16 protein-coding genes are annotated in these 18837 nt (G+C 72.8%); 8 read left to right on the plus strand and 8 right to left on the minus strand.

Features of this window, described 5'->3' with window-relative positions; all coding sequences use genetic code 11:
- Window positions 1-7: 7 nt before the first annotated feature.
- Together AB0N27_RS07595 and AB0N27_RS07600 are read right to left on the minus strand one after the other, a co-directional pair.
- Window positions 8-2155 (minus strand): acyltransferase family protein, encoded by a 2148-nt coding sequence (locus tag AB0N27_RS07595; protein ID WP_364364686.1) that lies wholly within the window; start codon window positions 2153-2155, stop codon window positions 8-10.
- A 74-nt stretch (window positions 2156-2229) separates the two neighbouring features.
- On the minus strand, window positions 2230-2712 hold the full coding sequence (locus tag AB0N27_RS07600; RefSeq protein WP_364366119.1) for an Lrp/AsnC family transcriptional regulator: 483 nt from the start codon (window positions 2710-2712) through the stop codon (window positions 2230-2232).
- Between the two features lie 96 nt (window positions 2713-2808).
- Between AB0N27_RS07600 and pdhA the strand changes: the two genes are divergently transcribed.
- The 4 genes from pdhA to AB0N27_RS07620 all read left to right on the plus strand — a co-directional run bounded on the left by pdhA (window position 2809) and on the right by AB0N27_RS07620 (window position 8215).
- Entirely contained in the window at window positions 2809-4008 is a 1200-nt protein-coding gene (gene pdhA / locus AB0N27_RS07605) for a pyruvate dehydrogenase (acetyl-transferring) E1 component subunit alpha (protein ID WP_364366122.1), read from the plus strand.
- On the plus strand, window positions 4005-5009 hold the full coding sequence (locus AB0N27_RS07610) for an alpha-ketoacid dehydrogenase subunit beta (protein WP_364366125.1): 1005 nt from the start codon (window positions 4005-4007) through the stop codon (window positions 5007-5009). Before pdhA ends, AB0N27_RS07610 begins: the two co-directional genes overlap by 4 nt.
- Window positions 4994-6415 carry a dihydrolipoamide acetyltransferase family protein gene (locus AB0N27_RS07615; RefSeq protein ID WP_364366128.1) on the plus strand — a complete coding sequence of 474 codons (1422 nt, stop codon included), beginning with the start codon at window positions 4994-4996 and terminating at the stop codon, window positions 6413-6415. The genes AB0N27_RS07610 and AB0N27_RS07615 overlap by 16 nt, the downstream gene beginning before the upstream one ends.
- 120 nt (window positions 6416-6535) lie before the next feature.
- Window positions 6536-8215, plus strand: a complete 1680-nt coding sequence (locus AB0N27_RS07620) for a right-handed parallel beta-helix repeat-containing protein (RefSeq protein ID WP_364364689.1) — start codon at window positions 6536-6538, stop codon at window positions 8213-8215.
- Window positions 8216-8273: 58 nt separating this feature from the next.
- Here AB0N27_RS07620 and AB0N27_RS07625 read toward each other — a convergent pair whose 3' ends face one another.
- Window positions 8274-10373 (minus strand): PQQ-dependent sugar dehydrogenase, encoded by a 2100-nt coding sequence (locus tag AB0N27_RS07625; protein ID WP_364364692.1) that lies wholly within the window; start codon window positions 10371-10373, stop codon window positions 8274-8276.
- A 23-nt stretch (window positions 10374-10396) separates the two neighbouring features.
- On the minus strand, window positions 10397-11362 hold the full coding sequence (locus AB0N27_RS07630; RefSeq protein ID WP_364364695.1) for a sugar phosphate isomerase/epimerase: 966 nt from the start codon (window positions 11360-11362) through the stop codon (window positions 10397-10399).
- 580 nt (window positions 11363-11942) lie between these two features.
- On the opposite strand from AB0N27_RS07630, the gene AB0N27_RS07635 reads away from it, so the two are divergent.
- On the plus strand, window positions 11943-13211 hold the full coding sequence (locus AB0N27_RS07635) for an Ig-like domain-containing protein (protein ID WP_364364698.1): 1269 nt from the start codon (window positions 11943-11945) through the stop codon (window positions 13209-13211).
- Window positions 13212-13268: 57 nt separating this feature from the next.
- Here AB0N27_RS07635 and AB0N27_RS07640 read toward each other — a convergent pair whose 3' ends face one another.
- Window positions 13269-14285 (minus strand): SMP-30/gluconolactonase/LRE family protein, encoded by a 1017-nt coding sequence (locus AB0N27_RS07640; protein ID WP_364364701.1) that lies wholly within the window; start codon window positions 14283-14285, stop codon window positions 13269-13271.
- A 242-nt stretch (window positions 14286-14527) separates the two neighbouring features.
- Here AB0N27_RS07640 and AB0N27_RS07645 point away from each other — a divergent pair, with 242 nt between their 5' ends.
- Window positions 14528-14932: an STAS domain-containing protein gene (locus AB0N27_RS07645; RefSeq protein WP_364364703.1), complete on the plus strand. Its 405-nt coding sequence runs from the start codon at window positions 14528-14530 to the stop codon at window positions 14930-14932.
- 92 nt (window positions 14933-15024) lie between these two features.
- Here AB0N27_RS07645 and AB0N27_RS07650 read toward each other — a convergent pair whose 3' ends face one another.
- Entirely contained in the window at window positions 15025-15417 is a 393-nt protein-coding gene (locus tag AB0N27_RS07650) for an FKBP-type peptidyl-prolyl cis-trans isomerase (protein ID WP_364364706.1), read from the minus strand.
- A gap of 177 nt (window positions 15418-15594) precedes the next feature.
- Window positions 15595-16134 carry a hypothetical protein gene (locus tag AB0N27_RS07655; RefSeq protein ID WP_357991332.1) on the minus strand — a complete coding sequence of 180 codons (540 nt, stop codon included), beginning with the start codon at window positions 16132-16134 and terminating at the stop codon, window positions 15595-15597.
- A gap of 199 nt (window positions 16135-16333) precedes the next feature.
- On the opposite strand from AB0N27_RS07655, the gene AB0N27_RS07660 reads away from it, so the two are divergent.
- Together AB0N27_RS07660 and AB0N27_RS07665 are read left to right on the plus strand one after the other, a co-directional pair.
- Window positions 16334-17023, plus strand: a complete 690-nt coding sequence (locus tag AB0N27_RS07660) for a CBS domain-containing protein (RefSeq protein ID WP_364364710.1) — start codon at window positions 16334-16336, stop codon at window positions 17021-17023.
- A gap of 120 nt (window positions 17024-17143) precedes the next feature.
- Window positions 17144-18079, plus strand: a complete 936-nt coding sequence (locus tag AB0N27_RS07665; RefSeq protein ID WP_364364713.1) for a TerC/Alx family metal homeostasis membrane protein — start codon at window positions 17144-17146, stop codon at window positions 18077-18079.
- A gap of 10 nt (window positions 18080-18089) precedes the next feature.
- On the opposite strand, the gene AB0N27_RS07670 is transcribed toward AB0N27_RS07665, so the two are convergent.
- Window positions 18090-18815, minus strand: coding sequence for a helical backbone metal receptor (locus tag AB0N27_RS07670; protein ID WP_364364716.1), 726 nt, complete (start codon window positions 18813-18815; stop codon window positions 18090-18092).
- Between the last annotated feature and the right edge of the window lie 22 nt (window positions 18816-18837).

The raw sequence follows: 18837 nt of genomic DNA on the forward strand, positions 1-18837 counted from the left end.
CGGGCCGTCACCGCCCGGCGATCACGGGTTCGAGTGCGTCGGCCACCCTCGGTGCGAGTGTCGCCGAGTAGGTGGCGGTCAGGTGGTGCGCGTCGCGCCAGACGAGGACACCTCCGATGACCGGCGCGCAGCGGTCCGCCGGGCAGATCCAGTCGTTCAGGTCGATGAGGCGTACGCCAGCGAGACCCTCGGCCGCCGCCTCCTGGGCGGGACCACCGCCGAGGCGCAGGACGTCGGCCCGGGACGTTGCACACGCCGTCAGGCGGGTCGGATGCTCGGACACGCATTCGGCCATGTCCTTCGGGTGCAGCGGAGTGTCCCGCAGCACCACCACCCGCAGTTTCTCCACGGTCATCGCGCTCCACGTCCGGCGCAGCTCGCGGGCCATCGCGGTACGCCACCGAGACGGCGGCTCGCCCCGGACCGGGTACTCGGCGTTGGTGACGACAAGGATGTCGGGGCGGTCGGCGCCGAGCAGCTCCGCCCGTACCCGGCTGTTCCATTCGGTGCAGGACGAGTAGGGCCTGTCGTTCAGGAGGATCTCGGCGGTGAGGAACGGGCAGCCGGACTTGGTGTAGGTGGCGAGCCGCCAGCCGTTCGTCTCCGCCGCACCCCGCAGGGCGGGGACCCAGTGGTCCGCGTGGGAGTCGCCGACGAGCGCGACCCGGGTCGTCGCGTCGTTCCGTCCGTAGACGCACGCCGTCGGCGTCGACGACTCCAGGCTCACGTGGCAGCTCCTGGACCTCTGCGACTCGGGCGTGTCCCGGGCCGCCGCCACCGGATCGGGGACGATCGACGCGACCCGGTCCACTGGCACTCCGGCGCGGCTGGAGCGGGGGGAGGCGCCCAGGACGGCGGCGCCCGGCGCTGTCGACGCCGGCTGCGCGCTCGCTCCGGGCACCTGGCCCAGCCCGACCGTCGATGCGGGAGCCGGGCCGGCCGTCGACGGGACGACCAGGTGGAACGTCAGGCCGGCCAGTGCCGCGACGCCTGTGCACGCCGCCCCGACCCGCAGCGCGGCGAAGGGTCGGGCCGTGAGGGTCCGCGACCGGCGGACCGGGTTCTCCACGAGGTGGTAGGTCAGCGCGGCGGGAATGGTCGAGGCGGCGACGACGGCGAGCGCGGCCCTGACGCCGAGATCACCCACGTGGGCCTGCGCGGCGATCAGCAGGGGCCAGTGCCACAGGTACAGCGAGTACGAGATCCCGCCGAGGTAGCGCAGCGGCTGCCGGCCGAGCAGGAGACCGGGACCGGCACGGCCGGCCGCCGGGCCGAACGCGATGACCGCCGCCGTACCGACGGTCGGGCCGAGCGCGGCGTACCCCGGGAAGCCGGCTTCCGTGTGGATCAGCGCGGCGGAGGCGCCGACCGCGAGCAGCCCGGCCCATGCCAGGGGTACGGCCAGCACGCGGGGCGACCGGTTCAGCCGGATCGCGGTGACGGCGACGGCGCCGCCGAGGGCCAACTCCCACATCCGGGTCGTGGTGACGTAGTACGCCGACGGATCGGTGGGCGTGACGGACAGGGCCCAGGCGAACGACGGGACCGCGATCACGGCCAGGCCGAGCAGGTGCAGGCCGCGTCGCCCGCGCCCGCGCCGCCTGGCGAACCACCCGAGGACGAGCAGCAGCAGTGGCCAGATGAGATAGAACTGCTCCTCGACGGCGAGGGACCAGAAGTGCTGGGCGATGCTCGGTGCGTCGGTGGCGGCGACGTAGTCGAGGGACTGGTCCGCCATGCGCCAGTTCATCGCGTAACACGCGCTGGCGATGACATCCCAGGCGGTGCCGGACCAGCGGCCCCGGGGGAGGAAGAGGTAGGTCAGCACCAGGCTCGCGAGGAGCACCGTCGCGGCGGCGGGCAGGAGGCGCTTGGCCCGTCGGGCGTAGAACCCGGCGAGCGACAGGCGCCCCCGCCTGTCGAGTTCCGCCAGCAGCAGGCCGGTGATGAGGAAACCCGAGATCACGAAGAACACGTCCACGCCGACGAACCCGCCGGGCAGGTACGGCACCCCGGCGTGACCGAGGAGCACCAGCAGCACGGCGACGGCCCGCAGACCTTCGATGTCCCCCCGGAAGGACCGCGGGTCGTCCGGCGCGGGCGGTCGCGGGGCGGAGGCCCTGGCTGCCGTCCACAACTGGTCCGAGATAGCCATTCGGCGGATCGTACGGGTGATTTGTTACCGACTGAGTCGTATCGGCTCTGTCATCTGGTTCGTGTTATAAGGCCCTACTGCCAGGGGCTCTGCGTCCCGTTGAACTCCTCGAACACCAGCCAGGACCGCGTCGACAGCACACCGGCAATGCGCTGCACCCGGTCCAGCACCACGTACCGCAGGGTGGCGTTGTCCGGGGCGCGGACCAGGGCCAGCACGTCGTGCTCGCCACTGAGCAGCGCCACGTGCTCGACGTAGCGGACCTGGGCCAGTTCGGCGGACACCTCGCGCCAGGTGTTCTGCTCGATCGTCAACGCCATGTACGCCGACGTGCCCAGCCCGGCGGCCTCCGGCGCCACCTGGGCGCGGAAGCCGGTGATCACACCGTCGCGCAGCAACCGCTCCACCCGGGCGTACGCGTTCGTGCGGGAGATGTGGATCCGCTCGGCCAGGGTGCGCACCGAGGTCCGGCCGTCGCGGACCAGCTCGTCGAGGATCCGCCGGTCGACCTCGTCCAGGGGCTGGGCCGATCGTCCCGATCCGTCCGCCCGGCTCACCCCCTCTGTGGGCTCCTGGCTCACCGAAGCTGCCTCGCCATGCCAATCGTCCCACCTTCCTGGTGGATCTTGAGTCAATCATCCGTCAGCGGAAGCATAGGCTCACCACACGTCCCAGGAGGTTCCGCCGTGACGACCACTCCCCAGGCGGTCCGCAGGGCATCCCCGCGTACCCGTCGGGCGGCCACCCCGCCCGACCCGGCGCGCCCACTGCTCCCGGACGCCGAACCGGTCCGCCTGCTTGACCCGACAGGCACGCCGCTGCCCGCCCGCACCGACTATCCGGAGCCACCCGTCGAGGTGCTGCGCGAGCTGTACCGCCGGATGGTGCTCGGCCGCCGCTTCGACACCCAGGCGACCGCGCTGACCAAGCAGGGCCGCCTCGCCGTCTACCCGTCCTCGCGGGGCCAGGAGGCGTGCCAGGTCGGCGCGGTGCTCGCGGTCCGCGACACCGACTGGGTGTTCCCCACCTACCGCGAGTCGATGGCTCTGGTTGCCCGGGGCATCGACCCGGTCGAGGTGCTCACGCTGCTGCGCGGCGACTGGCACTGCGGCTACAACCCCACCGAGGTACGCACCGCGCCGCAGTGCACGCCCCTGGCCACCCAGTGCGTGCACGCCGCCGGCCTCGCGCACGGCGAGGCGTACCAGGGTCGCGACACCGTGGCGCTCGCCTTCATCGGCGACGGCGCGACGAGCGAGGGCGACTTCCACGAGGGGATCAACTTCGCAGCCGTGTTCAAGGCGCCTGTCGTCTACTTCGTGCAGAACAACAGGTACGCCATCAGCGTCCCGCTGTCCCGACAGACCGCCGCGCCGTCGCTGGCGTACAAGGGCGTCGGCTACGGCGTGCCCAGCGAGCAGGTCGACGGCAACGACCCGGTGGCGGTGCTCGCCGTGCTCACCCGCGCGGTCGCGCACGCCCGTGCCGGAAACGGGCCGTTCCTCGTCGAGGCGCACACCTACCGGATGGAACCGCACACCAACGCCGACGACGCCAGCCGCTACCGCGACGGCGCCGAGGTCGACGCCTGGCGCGACCGCGACCCGCTCGCCCGCCTGGAGACCTACCTGCGGGCCCGGGGCGTACTCGACGACGCGGCGGTCGCCGAGGTCGCCGAGCAGGCCGAGGCGTACGCGGCGGACCTGCGCGCCCGGATGAACGAGCAGCCCAGCGTCGACCCGCTGAGCCTCTTCGACCACGTCTACGCCGAACCCACCCCGCAGCTCGTCGAGCAACGTGAACAGGTCCGCGCCGAACTGGCCGCCGCGAGTGACGAGGACGGGAACGCCTGATGGCCACCACCATGGCGAAGGCGCTCAACACCGCGCTCGCCGACGCCCTCGCCGCCGACGACCGGGTCGTCGTCTTCGGTGAGGACGTCGGCCAGCTCGGCGGCGTCTTCCGGATCACCGACGGCCTTCAGGCCCGCTTCGGCGAGAAGCGCTGCTTCGACACGCCCCTCGCCGAGGCCGGCATCGTTGGCTTCGCCGTCGGCCTGGCCATGTCCGGGCTCCGGCCGGTCGTCGAGATGCAGTTCGACGCGTTCGCGTACCCGGCGTTCGAGCAGATCGCCTCGCATGTGGCCAAGCTGCGCAACCGCACCCGGGGCGCGCTCAGCGTGCCCATCGTCATCCGCGTGCCGTACGCGGGCGGCATCGGCGGGGTGGAGCACCACTGCGACTCGTCCGAGGCGTACTACGCGCACACCCCGGGCCTGAAGGTGGTCACCCCGGCGACAGTCGAGGACGCGTACTCGCTGCTGCGTGAGGCGATCGACGACCCCGACCCGGTGGTCTTCATGGAGCCCAAGAAGCTCTACTTCGGCAGCGCCGAAGCCGAGCTGCCGACGCGTACCGAGCCGTTCGGCCGGGCCGTGGTGCGTCGGCCCGGCCGCGACGCCACCCTTGTCGCGTATGGGCCGGCGGTGCCTGTCGCGCTGGAGGCCGCCGAGGCCGCCCGCGAGGAGGGCTGGGACCTGGAGGTGGTGGACGTGCGCACGATCGTGCCGTTCGACGACGCCACCCTCACCGCCTCGGTCCGGCGTACCGGGCGGTGCGTGGTGATCCAGGAGGCGCCCGGCTTCGCGGGTGTCGGCGCGGAGATCGCCGCACGGGTGCAGGAGCGCTGCTTCCACGCGCTGCACGCCCCGGTGCTGCGCGTCGCCGGGCTGGACATCCCGTACCCGGCGCCGATGCTGGAGCACACCCACCTGCCCGGCGTGGACCGGGTCCTGGACGCGGTGGCCCGCCTGCAGTGGGACGACCAGCCGGACGCGCGTTGGGCGGCGGCATGACCACGGTCGAGCGGACCCAGGTCTTCCTCCTGCCCGACCTGGGCGAGGGGTTGAGCGAGGCCGAGATCGTCGAGTGGCGGGTCGCCGTGGGCGACATCGTCACTGTCGACCAGAGCGTGGTCGAGGTGGAGACCGCCAAGGCGGTCGTCGACGTGCCCTGCCCGTACGCCGGCCGGGTCGTCACCCTGCACGGCGCGGCAGGCGAGGTCCGCCCGGTCGGCCAACCGCTGATCACGATCGCGCCCCTGGACGGTGGCGGCGACGAGCCCGCCGGGCACGCCACCTACCGCGAGGAGGAGCGGGCCGGGTCCGGCAACGTGCTGATCGGGTACGGCACGGGCCACGGCGGCGCCACCCGGCGTCGGCGGCGCCCCCGGCTGGCCCTCGCCCCCGAGCCTGTCGACGCCGGCCCGACGGACGTCGCCCGGCCCGACATCCGCCGCGCCGACTCCACAGGCGCCGACGCCGGGCCGACGGGGCACACAGTCGTGGGGGCCGCCTCCACCGATCCGGCGCGGACAGCGGCCACCCTGGTCATCTCACCGATCGTGCGGCGGCTGGCCCGTGAGCGCGGCGTCGACCTCGCCACGCTGCACGGCAGCGGGCCCGGCGGGGTGATCCGCCGCGCCGACGTCGAGGCCGCGCTGGTCGCGCCGGCCGCCCGGCTCGCCGCCGTGCCGGACCCGCACGTCGCCCTCACGGCGACCGGGGACGGCGACGTGATCATTCCGCTCACCGGTGTGCGCAAGGTGATCGCCGACAAGCTGTCCCGCAGCCGTCGGGAGATCCCCGAGGTGACCATCTGGGTGGACGTGGACGCCACCGGGCTGATGGAGACCCGGGCGGCGATCAACGCGGCGACGCCCGACGCCCCGGTGAGCATCCTGGCCCTGCTGGCCCGGATCTGCCTCAGCGGTCTGCGCCGGTTCCCCCAGCTCAACTCCCGGGTCGACACGGAGGCGCAGCGGATCGTCCAGTCCGCCGGTGTGCACCTGGGCATCGCCGCGCAGACCGACCGGGGCCTGCTGGTGCCGGTGCTGCGCGACGCCCAACGGCTCACCACCGCCGAGCTGGCCGCCGAACTGGCGGCGACCACCGCCGCGGCGCGGGCGGGCAGCCTGCCGCCGGCCCGGCTCACCGGCGGCACGTTCACGCTCAACAACTACGGCGTGTTCGGCGTCGACGGCTCCACGCCGATCATCAACCACCCGGAGGCCGCGCTGCTCGGCGTCGGGCGGATCGTGGACAAGCCGTGGGTGGTCGACGGGCAACTCGCCGTCCGCAAGGTGACCCAGCTCAGCCTTACCTTCGACCACCGGGTCTGCGACGGTGGGGTGGCCGGTGGCTTCCTGCGGCACGTGGCCGACTGCGTGGAGCGCCCGGCGCTGCTCATCGCCGCCGTCTGAGGCGCGTACCCCGGCCCCGGCGCTGCCCACGCGGCGCCGGGGCCGGACCGCGTCCGGGGGTTTCCCCCACCCGTCACCGGGAAGTCGGCGCGCACCACCCGCGTCGAAGGGAGCCGGCCCGTGGCGTACGAGGCGATACTCAACTCGGTGCGGGTACGGCGGCCCGCCGCCGCCGGCGCGCCGCTCTACTGCGACGCCCTGGAGTACGGGCTGACCGGTGACGGCGCGACGAACGACCAACCGGCGCTGGCCGCCCTCGTGGACCGGCTCGGCGCCGGGTACGCCTCCGACGGGCGGGCCCGGGTGATCTACTGCCCACCGGGCATCTACTCGATCCGCGACGCCGGCACGGTGTGGCGCAGCGGGGTGTCGCTGGTCGGCGCCGGCCCGGCGGCGACCCGGTTCATGCTGAGCAACGAGGGCAACCGGGCAGACCCGACACCGTTGGCCTTCTGGACGACCCTCCAGCACGGCGCCGACCGGGACCGGCACATCGCCGACTGCACGTTCGCCGACTTCCAGATCGACGGCTCGGGCGTGGCGATGGCCGAGTACAACTACCTGGCCAAGGGCCTCGGCCTGCAGTACATGGTGCGGGGCGTGTTCCGCAACCTCTACATCCACCACACCGCGGCCAGCGGGCTGGGCTGCGACTTCCTCCAGGACTCCCTGATCGACGGCGTGGTGGTGGTCGGCTGCGGCCGGCTGGACAACGGCGAGCAGATGGGCGGAGCCGGCATCGGCATCGGAGTCGGCGGGTGGGGTCCGGTGGAACGGCTGACCATCGCCAACTGCACAGCCCTGGCCAACGGCACCAACGGGATCTTCCTGGAGTTGCAGAAGGAATACTGGCCGCCGCCCCGCGGCTACCGCATCATCGGCTGCCACAGCCAGGGCAACCGCTTCGGCATCTCCGACTGGGGCACCGACGGGCTGATCGTGTCCGCCTGCACGATGACCGGCAACCTGGAGGCAGGCTTCGACGTGTCGTCGCAGGGCACCTCGACGGTGGCCGGGCGGGGCGGACTCGTCACCGACTGCGTGATCGACGGCAACCTGCGCGACGGGGTCAGCATCGGCAACAGCCCCGGCCCGTACGTCGTCCGGGGCAACCGGATCAGCGGCAACGGCCAGCACGGCTACCACGCGCGCGACCTCGGTCGCGGTTACCAGGGACCCGTCCGGGACGTGGTGATCGAGAGCAACGAGTTCTGGGGCAACGGTCTGGACGCGGTCCGCATCGACCACCAGATGAGCGACGCGGTGCTGCTCAACAACCGGATCCGCAACAACGGGCGGCAGTACGCCAGGGCCGCCGGCGGGGCGGGCGAGGCCGTCCGCTACAGCGAGCGGGGCCTGGTGGACCGCACCGCCGACTGGCCGCGCGACGGGCACCGGGGCAAGATCCTGCGGGTCGGCCGGTCCGTGGCCACGGTGGCCGCCAACACCGGCGACGAACTCGCCCTGGCTCCGGTACGCCCGGACGCGTTCAGCGCGTGGAGCGGGGACGTGCCGCCGCCGGGCTGCCCGTACGAGCTGGACCCCGCTCCCGGGCGGCGGGCCGGCATCACCATCAACGCGCCGTTCGACTCGGCCACCATCCGCGGCAACCGGATCTGGGACAGCGACGAATCCCGCACCCAGACGCACGGACTGTGGATCACCGAGCGGGGCAGCTGCGTGGACTGCCGGGTCGAGGACAACGACCTGGCCGGCAACGCCGAGGACGGGATGCGGCTGGACACCCCGCCGGTGGGCGGACGCTGGCGCGACAACCACGTCGACAGCGACTGGAGCTGAGCGACGGGCGGCGGCGGCCGGAATTCTCCGACCGCCGCCGCTGTCACCGTGAAACTCCTCAGCCGGCCAGGCCGGCCACCGGGGTCGGGTCCAGCACCACGGTCGCCGAGGCCGACTGCGGCGGCACACCCGGCTCGGTGGGCGCGTCGGTGTACTCCGCGACGAAGACCGCCGTCAGATTGTCCGCCCCGCTGTGCCCACCGTCGATGAAGGTGGGGATGGTCCCGCTGCAACCCGTCGACGTGGAGAGCGGGTGCCCGTGCTCGTCGTGCCCGAGCACGTAGGTGACCTTCACCCGGGAACAGTCCACCGGCAGGTCGTCGGTGACCTTCACCTCGTACGCGACCGTCTGCCCGAACTGGAAGGGCTGCCCGGCCACCGGGGCGACGAACTCGACGACCGGCGCGGTCGGCCCGACCACCAGCGGCAGGGTCGCCGAGGCGGAGCGTCCGGTGCGGTCGGTCACCTTCAGCGTCGGGGTGTACGAGCCGTTCTCCGCGAACGTCCAGGTCGCGTTCGGAGCGGTGCTGTCCACCGAACCGTCCGCGTTGAAGTCCCACGCGTAGCTCAGCCTGTCACCGTCCGGGTCGGTGGTGCCGGCGCTGGAGAACGCGACGGTCAACGGCGCCTGCCCCACGGTCGGGGTGCCGCTGATCTTCGGGATCGGCGTCCGGTTGCCCCGCACGAAGTCGATCCGGGACAGCTGCGCGTCCGGGTTCTCGGCGAAGTAGCCGTCGCCGTACTCCAGCACGTAGAGCGCGCCGTCCGGGCCGAACTCCATGTCCATCGGGTTGTCCACCACCAGCGACGGGACCACCGGCCGGATGTCCGCGACGTCGCCGTCCTCGTCAAGGCGGAACTCCTTGATGTAGTCCCGGGTCCACTCGTAGAACAGCGGAACGCCGTCGTAGTAGGCCGGCCAGCGGGTCCGCGAGGTGCTGGTCCCGTCGTAGTCGTACGCCGGGCCACCCATCGGGCCGATGCCGCCGGTGCCCAGCTGCGGGAACTCACCGGACGCCGCGGACGGGTACCAGACCTGCGGCTGCTCGACCGGCGGCAGCTGCCGCTTGCCCGTGTTGTGCGGTGACTCGTTGACCGGGCGCGCGCAGTTGAACTTCTTGCCGGACTGGCCGGTGGCGAAGTCGTAGTCGCGGTACGCGATTGTCGGCGTCACGCAGTACGGCCAGCCGTAGTTCGCCGGCTTGTCGATCATCATCCACCGGCCGTGTCCGGCCGGTCCGCGCTCCGGGTTCGCCGTGGAGGCGTCGGGGGAGTAGTCGGCCAGGTACACGTTGTCGGTCCGCCGGTCGACCGCGAACCGGAACGCGTTGCGCAGCCCCATCGCGTAGATCTCCGGGCGGGTCTTCGCCGTCCCCGGCTTGAACAGGTTGCCGGCCGGCACCGTGTAACCACCACCGGCCTTCGGCTTGATGCGCAGCAGCTTGCCGCGCAGGTCGTTCGTGTTGGCCGAGCTGCGCTGGGCGTCGTACGCCGGGTTCCGGTCGGCCCGCTCGTCGATCGGGATGTAGCCGTCGGAGGCGAACGGGTTGGTGTCGTCACCTGTCGACAGGTACAGGTTGCCCTTGCTGTCGAAGTCGATCTGCCCGCCGACGTGGCAGCAGATGCCCCGGTCGGTGGCCACGTCGATGATCTGCTGCTCGCTGGCCAGGTTGAGCTTCATCCCGTCGAGCTTGAACCGGGACAGCCGCAGCGCGCCCTTGAACCGCTGCCAGTCCGCCTCGGTGCCGGTCTCCGGCGCGTCCCCCTCGTTGACGCCGGGCGTGGCGGGGTCGTCCACAGGGGTGTTCAGCGGCGGCGAGTAGTAGAGGTACACCCACTTGTTCTGGGCGAAGTTGGGGTCGATGGCGACCCCCTGCAGGCCCTCCTCGTCGTGCTCGTACACCGGGATGTCGGCGGCGAGGGTGTTCAGCCCGGTGCGCGGGTCGTGGATGCGGACCTCGCCGGTCCGGGAGGTGTGCAGCACCCGCAGGTCGGGCAGGACGGCGAGGCTCATCGGCTCGCCTGGGAAGTCGTTGAGTGTCACTTTCTGGAAGCTGCTGTCCGGCGGCGCGGCCGGTGCGGCGGCCGCGGCCGCCGGCGGTACGGCCAGGCCGGCCGTCACCAGCAGCAGTGCGGACGCGAATGCGGTCCTGTTCATCAGGTCGTCCCCCGAGGTGGTTTTCAGTACCGGAGTGAGGCGAGGTAGTCGAAGCCGACCCGGGCGGTGTCCAGGGCGTCGGCGGGGGAGCGCGGTGCGGTGCCCGCGTCGTCGCGTTCCACGATGTACTCCTCGATGCCCGCCTCGCGTTCGTGGGCGAAGATCCGACCGAAGTCGATGACGCCGTCACCGAGGTCGGCGAAGCCGCCCTCGACGTCGAGGTCCTTGACGTGCACCTGGCGGATCCGGCCACGGTTGGCCCGGATCACGTCGACCGGGTCGTGGGCGCCGCGCCAGGTCCAGTAGAGGTCGAGTTCGAAGTGGACAAGCCGCGGGTCGGTCTGCCCCGTGAGGATCTCGAAGCCGGTCGAGCCGTCGGTCAGCGGCACGAACTCCAGTTGGTGGTTGTGGTAGCCGAAGTCGAGCCCCGCGCGCTCGGCGAGCCGGCCGGCCCGGTTGAGGTCCCGCGCCAGCGCCCGGTAGACGGCGGGGTCCCTGATCGCCTGCCCGCTGGCGTCGCGGCCGAAGTACGGGTGCACGATCTTCTTGCTGCCGACGGTGTGCGCGTCCTCGAGGGCGCGTTGCCAGGTGGCGTCGTCGAACGGCTGCGGGATGCCCGTGTGGCCGGAGGTGGCGCGCAGCCCGGCCGCGTCGAGCGCGGCGCGGAACTGGGCGGCGGTGCGTCCCACGAAGCCGGCGTGCTCGACCCGCCGGTAGCCGATGCGGCGCAGCGCGTCCAGGGTGCCGGGCAGGTCGGCGGCCAGCTGGTCACGCAGGGTGTAGAGCTGGATGCTGATCCGGTCGACAGGCACCCGTCGGCGGCCGCCGGAGTGCCCGCCCTGGGCGCTGGGAGCGGCGGTGGCCGGGCCGGCGAGCAGGCCGGCGGCGCCGACCGCGGCGGCCGAGACCGTCGCGGCGCGCAGCAGGCCACGACGGCTGACCGCCTCGGACGCCGCTGTCGGCTCCGATTGGTTGGTCTGTTGATCCATGGTGGTGGTCCCTTCCTGACGGCGCGGACGCCGTCGATCGGCGGTCGACCGACTGCCGCCCGTCCCGGGGCGCGCCGGACCAGCCGGAGGCATGCTCCGGCGGAACGGTGAGGGACGGCACGCGGGGCACGACCCGGACCCATCGGGGCGGGACGCGCGGCCCGGCAGGGGCGGCGGCAGGCTGATCGACGAATGGGCAACCCTCTATCTCGATCCGGACCCTACCCTTGCCCCCGGACGAAGGCAAAGCTTCGTCGTGATCGCCGAAAGTTTCGCTCCAGCTGACAAAAGTCCGCGCCCGGGGTGCGCGCCGGCCCCCCGACCTCCCGCCGGTACCGGTCGACGCCCCGGTCCGCCGCCTGCCGGATGCCGGCGAGGCGTCCATCCGGACAACGGGTGTCGCCTCCCGGCAAGCGGAGCAAAGGACGCGAGGGGTGCAGATGGCCCTTGTTCCGCCAAGCGGCGCAGCGCCGGAAAATGCGCCGGTAAATGCGCCGACGATTATTTCCGAATGGCGTGGGCACGCCTGTCGCGGCGACGAAGATGTGGCAGAGGGAAGTCGAAAACGGGGGGACAGAACATGACGTCGAGGCGGCGACTGACGCTGTTGGCGGTAACCATCGCGGCCGCACCACTCATCCTGGGCGGGTGTACCGCCGAGCGGGATCCGGCGGCCGGGTCGGCAAAGGGGCACGCCGCGCCTCCGGAGCTCACCGTGTCACCGGGGGACAAGGCCCGCGACGTACCGGTGAGCGCCGAGGTGGGCACCACGGTCAAGGGCGGCCGGGTCACCGGCGTACGACTGACCGACGACAAGGGCGCGCAGGTCAAGGCCGAACCGCGCGAGGACGGCTCGGGCTGGGTGCCGAGCGCGCCGCTGCAACCCAGGCGGACCTACCGGGCCGAGGTGACGGCGACCGGCGACTCGGGTGCCACCACCACCCGCAGCACCACGTTCACCACGATGGCGAAGTCCACCAAGCCGCAGATCACCAGCACCCTCTATTTCGTGGGCAACCGGACGTACGGTACGGCGATGCCGGTAACCGTGGCGTTCGACCCGGGAATTCCGAAAGAGGCCAGAGCAGATGTCCAACGCCGGTTGTTCGTAAAGACGAATCCGCCGCAACCGGGCACCTGGTCCTGGCTTGAGGATGGAACGCAGGTCTATTACCGCGCGCCCGATTTCTGGAAGCCCGGTACGACGATCAGCGTTCGGGCCGGGCTGGAGGGCCTGCCGATCGGCAAGGACCGGGTCGGCGACGCCGAGCGGACCGCCACCTCGAAGATCGGCCGGCAGCAGGCGCTGGAGATCGACAACGCCACCAAGCAGATGACGGTGCTGCGCGACGGCAAGCAGATCCGTCGTATCCCGGTCAGCCTGGGCAAGCCGAGCACACCCAGTTCCAGCGGCAAGATGGTGATCATGGAGAAGCACGAGCGGACCACCTTCGACACCCGGGGTGAGCCGAACGGCGGCTACGTGGTCGACGTCGACGACGCCCAGCGCTACACCTGGGGTGGCGAGTTCATCCACTCCGCCCCGTGGTCGGAGGGGGAGCAGGGCAACACCAACACCTCGCACGGCTGCGCGAACGTCTCCGCCGCCGCGGCCGACTGGCTGATGGGCGTGACGCAGGTCGGTGACCTGATCACCGTCAAGGGCACCGAGGTGGAGTTGCAGCCGGGCAACGGCTGGACCGCGTGGAACGTCAGCTGGGACGAGTTCGTCCGGGGCAGCGCCCTGCCGGTGTCGCCGGGGCTCAAGCCCGCGCCGGTCGCCCCGGCGCACCCGGGGGCGGTGGCCGGGGGATCGCCCGCCCCGGCGCCCTCGGTCAGCGGTCGCTGAGACACTACCGACGGCCGTCCGGGCCGGCCCGCCACCGCGGCGGGCCGGCCCGCGCCGTCAGTGCAGGGGTACGCGGGCCACGCCCGGCCCGATCAGGCTGCCCAGCCAGAGGTGGTCGCCGTGCTGGCGTACCCCGGTGATCATCCAGTAGTGCCCGGCCGGACCGTGGAGCGTCCGGCGGACCGTGCCCGCGCCGTCGACCAGGGCGACCAGCCCGTAGCGGCGCGGTTGCGGCTGCATCGCGTCGGGCAGCAGCGCGGCGAGCTGGCGCAGCCGCGGGTGCGGCAGCAGCCGCTCGGCGATCGGCACCCGCGGACTGGGCAGCGCGATCCAGTACGTCCCGTCGCCCACCGCGGAGAGATTGTCCGGGTACGCGGGCAGGTCGGCGAGCACCCGCACCCCGCCGCCCAGCTCGACGCGGAGCAACCGGTGGGTGGTGGTCTCCACGAGCATCAGCGCCGACTCGTCGGGGGTCAGCGCGATCCCGTTGGGGAAGTACAGCCCGTCGGCCACCACCTCGGTGCGTCCACTGCCCGGATGGTGCGCCAGCACCCGGCCGTTGGGGCGGTGCTCCAGCAGGTCCCGTTTCCAGTGCGAGACCGGGAACCGGTCCGACGAGTCGGTGAAGTAGACGGTGCCGTCGCGGGCCACCGCCGCGTTGTTGGCCAGGTGCACCGGGGGCGCCGTCCCGGTCAACTCGCGGACCGCCCCGTCCGGTGTGACCCGCAGCAGCCCTCGGTACGCGTCGCAGACGACAAGCGTCTCCCCGGAGGGATCCAGCTCGATGCCGAGCGGCCGGCCGCCGGTCTCGGCCAGCAGCCGGGGCCGGGTGCCGGCGGGCGCGTCGGCCGGCCACCACCACAGCCGGCCGTCCTCGTCGCCACTGATCACCCGTCCGGCCGGGTCGACAAGCACGTCCTCGGGGCCGACGGCGCCGTCGGGCAGCGGCAGCAGGTCGACCTGGTCGAGTCGGCTGTCGGTGGCGGCCCACGCCCCGGCGAGCGGCGGAGGCACGGTGGCCGGCTCGCGGACGGGCCGGATCAGCCGGGGCGGCCGGGGGCGGGGAATCACCATCGTTCCATTCTCACCCGCCGATGTCGTCGTCCGCCGCACCGCCGCGCGCCCCGACCATGATCGATCCGCCGGTGTGCTCCACGCGGCCCGCGGCCCCCGGGGTCGTACGCCCGGCCGGGGTGGCGCACCCCGGGCTCCACCCCGAGGGGGACCCGGGGTGCCTCCGGGGATGACCCTGGGCGTACCCGGAATCACTCCGTGGACGGGCGAAACTGTCGGTGGTGGGGGATAGGTTTCAGGGCATGGAAGAGCGCAGCGACCGGTTGGACGTGCAGGTCAACGTGGGTGACCGGGTGGTCCGGGTGCGGGTGGCCGGCGAGGTCGACATCGCCACGGTGGCTGCGTTCCGGTCCGCGCTGTGGTCCGCGCCGGCACGCCCGGTGCTTCATCTCGAGATGTCCGGTCTGCGGCTGCTCTCCGCCGCGGGCGTGCGGACGCTGCTCGCCGCGCACCTGCGCATCCGTGCCCGTGGCGGCGAGCTCGTCCTCGTCGACCCGACGCCCGTGGTCGCGCGGGTGCTGCGCGCCACCGGCCTGCACCGGGTGATGACCGTGCTGGAGCCGTCCCGCGTGGTCGAGGCCGCCCGCCTCGTCGACACGGCACGCCGCCCGGCCACCCCTCCGACGGACCTGATGCTGGCCGCCTGAGCCCTGCTCCCCGGCCTGCCCGGTCCCGGCGCGGTGCGCCCGGGAGCGGGGGCCGCCGGTGTCGGCCGGCGACCCCCCCGGAAGAGCTCCGATCAGCGCACGTCGAGCAGGTCGACCACGAACACCAGGGTCTCGCCCGGCTTGATGACGCCGGCCGCGCCCCGGTCGCCGTACCCGAGGTGCGGCGGGATGGTGAGGCGACGCCGGCCGCCGACGCGCATGCCGACCACGCCCTGGTCCCATCCGGCGATGACCTGACCGCCGCCGAGCGGGAACTCGAACGCCTCGCCCCGGTTCCACGACGAGTCGAACTCGGTGCCCGTGGAGTGCGACACGCCTACGTAGTGCACGCTGGCCAACTGGCCCGGTTGCGCCTGCGGGCCCTCGCCCACGGTGATGTCCTCGATCACGAGGTCGGCCGGCGGCGCACCCTCGATCGGACCCACCTCGGGCTTGCCCGAACGGGCGCCTGCTGCCTGGTTCATGCGGGGATCTCCTGCCGTGTTGGGTGATGTGTCCGGTCACCTCGATCCTGCCGGATCACGCCCCACCGATGTTCGGCGGACCCGCCACCCCGCCCCCGCCGGGGGAAGACCCCTTTGCAAAGCGCGGTGCGGCGGGCGCCCCCGGGGTGGGGACGCCCGCCGTGGGAGGGGACGGGGTTACCGGAGCCAGGGGAGCCGGCGGACGATCGGGAGGTTCGCCCAGTACCGGCCGAGGCCCCAGGTGTCGCCGGCGTTGACCAGCGCCAGCACCGCGAGCACCGCGGCGTAGATCAGGTGGTCGTCCATGAAGGGGTTGTTCTCCGGGGGCAGGACGGCGGTCCACATCATGACCAGCAGCAGCCCGCCGGCCACCGCCGCGACCCGCATGCCGATGCCGAGCATCAGGGCGACGCCGATCCCGGCCAGACCGATCATGAACAGCCAGTCCGCCCAGGCGGCTCCGGCGATGCCGGCGTAGAGGTCCTTGAAGGGGCCGGTCACGCCGAAGGTGAGGAAGCCCTTGGTGGGGCTGCCGCCGTTGATCCAGGCGTTCTTCGACTCGGTGGCCAGTCCGAGGCCGAAGAGCTTGTCGAGGAAAGCCCAGAGGAAGATCCAGCCGAGCGCCAGGCGGGTGCCGGCCAGGACGTACCGGACGGCCCTCTCCCGGGCGCCGGCCGCCGGTGTGGTGGCGGTGGTCCGCTCGATCGTCGCGGTCATGGTCTCCACGTCCCTTCGTTGCCTCGCACCGCGCTTCCCGGTGGCATCTCCAGTGGACGCCCCTCGCGGCGTCCGTGGCAGGGCCGACCGGGCCTCGCCGACCCGGGACCTTGGACCTGTTCGGGACCGGCCTCGTGCCTCTGACCACGGCCGCCGTACGGCCGTAGCGTCCGGAGTGGATGACGACAGGGAGGCCGTGATGAGGACCTGGCAGGTGGGTGACGTGATGACGCGGGAGGTCGCGACCGTGGTGGTCGAGACCCCGTACCGGGAGATCGTCGACGTGCTGCTGCGCCGCGACGTCAGCGCGGCGCCGGTGGTCGACGGTTTCGGCCGGGTGCTCGGTGTGGTGTCCGAGGCTGATCTCCTGCACCGCATCGAACGGGCCGGCGAGCCGGCGCAGCGGCGCGTCTTCGAGAGCCGCCACCGGCGCGACGCCCGCAGCAGGAGCGAGGCGCTGGTGGCCGGGGACCTGATGACGGCGCCGCCGGTCACCACGTACCCGGAGGCGACGCTCGCGGCCGCCGCCCGGCTCATGGACCGCGAGCAGGTCAAGCGGTTGCCGGTGCTGGACGACCTCGGCCGGCTCGTCGGCGTCGTCAGTCGCGCCGACCTGCTGCGGGTGCACCTGCGCTCGGACGCCGAGATCCGCGAGGACGTGGTGCAGGAGGTGCTGCGTCGAGTGCTCGCCGTGCGGGACGGCCTGGTCACCGTGAAGGTGCGCCACGGTGAGGTCGACCTCGCCGGCCGGCTGGACCGCCGGTCCGCCGTGGACCTCGCCGGCCGGCTCGCGGCCCAGGTCAGTGGTGTCGTCCGGGTGACGAACGCGATCGCGTACGACACCGACGACACGGGCATCGATCTGGCTCAGGTGATGCCTGTCGCGTGATCGCCGCCGGCGTCGAGTTGGCCGGAGCGCCGACGTCGGCCGGGCCGCTCGCCTAGGCTCGGGAGCGGCCGGCCGGCGCGGCGGCGGTGCGGCGCGATGGTCGATGCCGGGGGGCGCCGGGTGGCTGAGGCGACGGTCGCGGTGCCCCTGTGGGCGTGGGGCGCGGTCGGCGGGGTGATCGCCGTGATGCTCGCTGTCGACATGCTCGCCCACCGGGACAACCATGTCATCGGGTTACGGGAGGCGCTGCTGTGGAGCGGCGTCTGGATCGCGGCGGGCCTGCTGTTCGGGTTGGTCGTCTGGTTCGGCCTGGGCGCCGAGCCGGCCGTCGCGTACTTCTCCGGCTACCTGCTGGAGAAGGCGCTCTCGGTGGACAACGTGTTCGTCTTCGCGCTGCTGTTCGGGTATTTCCGGGTGCCGGCGGGCTACCAGCACAAGGTGCTGTTCTGGGGCGTCGTGGGGGCGCTCGCGTTCCGCCTGCTGTTCATCCTCGCCGGTGCCGAACTGCTGGAGCGGCTGGCCTGGGCGGGGGTCGTGCTGGGGGCGTTCCTGGTGTGGACCGGGTGCCGGCTGGCCGTACGCGGGAAGCCGGACGTCGATCCGGAGCGCAACCGGGTCGTGCGGCTGTTCCGGCGGGTGGTGCCCACCGACGCCAGGTACCACGGTGACCGGTTCACCGCCCGGGTCGGCGGGCGACCGGTGGCGACCCTGCTTCTCGTGACGCTTGTCGCGATCGAGGCCACCGACATCGTCTTCGCGGTCGACTCGGTGGCGGCGATCCTCGCCATCACCACCAGCACCTTCCTGGTGTGGACGGCCACCGCGTTCGCCGTGCTGGGGCTGCGCAGCCTCTATTTCTGCCTCGCCGGGCTGCTGCGGCACTTCGCCTACCTGCGCTACGGGCTGGCCGTGGTGCTCGTCTTCGCGGGGTTGAAGCTGATCCTGGCCGAGACGCCGGTGGGTGAACTGCCGGTCTGGCTGACCCTCGCGGTGGTGGTGCTGAGTCTGGCCGTCGCCGTCGGCGCCAGCGTGGTGGCGGCGCGACGCGTCAGGTGACGTGCCCGGTTCAGTAGACGCGTACCGGCCGGGACAGCTGGTCGGCCAGCAGCGCGGGCGCCTCGGCCAGGGACGGGCCGTACCAGGTGAGGTGCCGACCGGAGAGCAGAGCGCACGGTACGCCGGGGAACGCCTCGGGCCCGTCGTCGGCGGTGAACCGGTACGGCTCGTCCGGCAGTACCACCAGCTCCGGCGACCGCCCGCGCAGGTCGGCGAGGGTCGGTCGGGGGTAGCGCTCGGGGTGGTCGTCGTAGGCGTTGACGACCCCGAGCCGGCGCAGCACGTCCCCGGCGAACGTGTCGCCGCCGAGCACCACCCACGGCCGCCGCCACACCGGCACCACCGCCCGGCGGGCCGGCATCAGCGCGGGCGGGTCGGCCCAGGCGCGTCGCGCCGCCCGCAGCCAGGGCGGTTCGGTGGGCGCACCCAGTTCGGTGAGCACCTCGCCCAGCTCGGTCAACGCGCTCGCGACGGTACGCGGATAGGTGACCCGTACCGGCACACCGGCGGCCCGCAGCGCGTCCGCGTCGGCGCGGCGGTTCTCCTCCACGTTGAGCAGGACGAGGTCCGGCCGGAGGGCGCGGACCCGGTCCAGGTCGGGGTACTTGCTGCCGCCGACCCGGGCGACGTCGAGATCCGCCGGGTGGACGCACCAGTCGGTGGCGCCGACAAGCGTCCCGGGCAGGGTGAGCGCCACCGCCTCGGTCAGCGACGGCACCAGCGACACCACACGCATCCCAGGTACCCCCGTCCGTCGC

Origin of the sequence: Micromonospora sp. NPDC093244, assembly GCF_040683695.1 — a bacterium.
Lineage (GTDB): Bacteria > Actinomycetota > Actinomycetes > Mycobacteriales > Micromonosporaceae > Micromonospora.

Excerpts from the sequence above, each read along its gene's own strand:
- AB0N27_RS07630 (WP_364364695.1), bottom strand. The coding sequence starts at position 11,362 with ATGGATCAACAGACCAACCAATCGGAGCCGACAGCGGCGTCCGAGGCG.
- AB0N27_RS07670 (WP_364364716.1), bottom strand. The coding sequence starts at position 18,815 with ATGCGTGTGGTGTCGCTGGTGCCGTCGCTGACCGAGGCGGTGGCGCTC.
- AB0N27_RS07660 (WP_364364710.1), top strand. The coding sequence starts at position 16,334 with ATGAGGACCTGGCAGGTGGGTGACGTGATGACGCGGGAGGTCGCGACC.
- AB0N27_RS07625 (WP_364364692.1), bottom strand. The coding sequence starts at position 10,373 with ATGAACAGGACCGCATTCGCGTCCGCACTGCTGCTGGTGACGGCCGGC.
- AB0N27_RS07655 (WP_357991332.1), bottom strand. The coding sequence starts at position 16,134 with ATGACCGCGACGATCGAGCGGACCACCGCCACCACACCGGCGGCCGGC.
- AB0N27_RS07595 (WP_364364686.1), bottom strand. The coding sequence starts at position 2,155 with ATGGCTATCTCGGACCAGTTGTGGACGGCAGCCAGGGCCTCCGCCCCG.
- AB0N27_RS07635 (WP_364364698.1), top strand. The coding sequence starts at position 11,943 with ATGACGTCGAGGCGGCGACTGACGCTGTTGGCGGTAACCATCGCGGCC.
- AB0N27_RS07640 (WP_364364701.1), bottom strand. The coding sequence starts at position 14,285 with ATGGTGATTCCCCGCCCCCGGCCGCCCCGGCTGATCCGGCCCGTCCGC.
- AB0N27_RS07650 (WP_364364706.1), bottom strand. The coding sequence starts at position 15,417 with ATGAACCAGGCAGCAGGCGCCCGTTCGGGCAAGCCCGAGGTGGGTCCG.
- AB0N27_RS07645 (WP_364364703.1), top strand. The coding sequence starts at position 14,528 with ATGGAAGAGCGCAGCGACCGGTTGGACGTGCAGGTCAACGTGGGTGAC.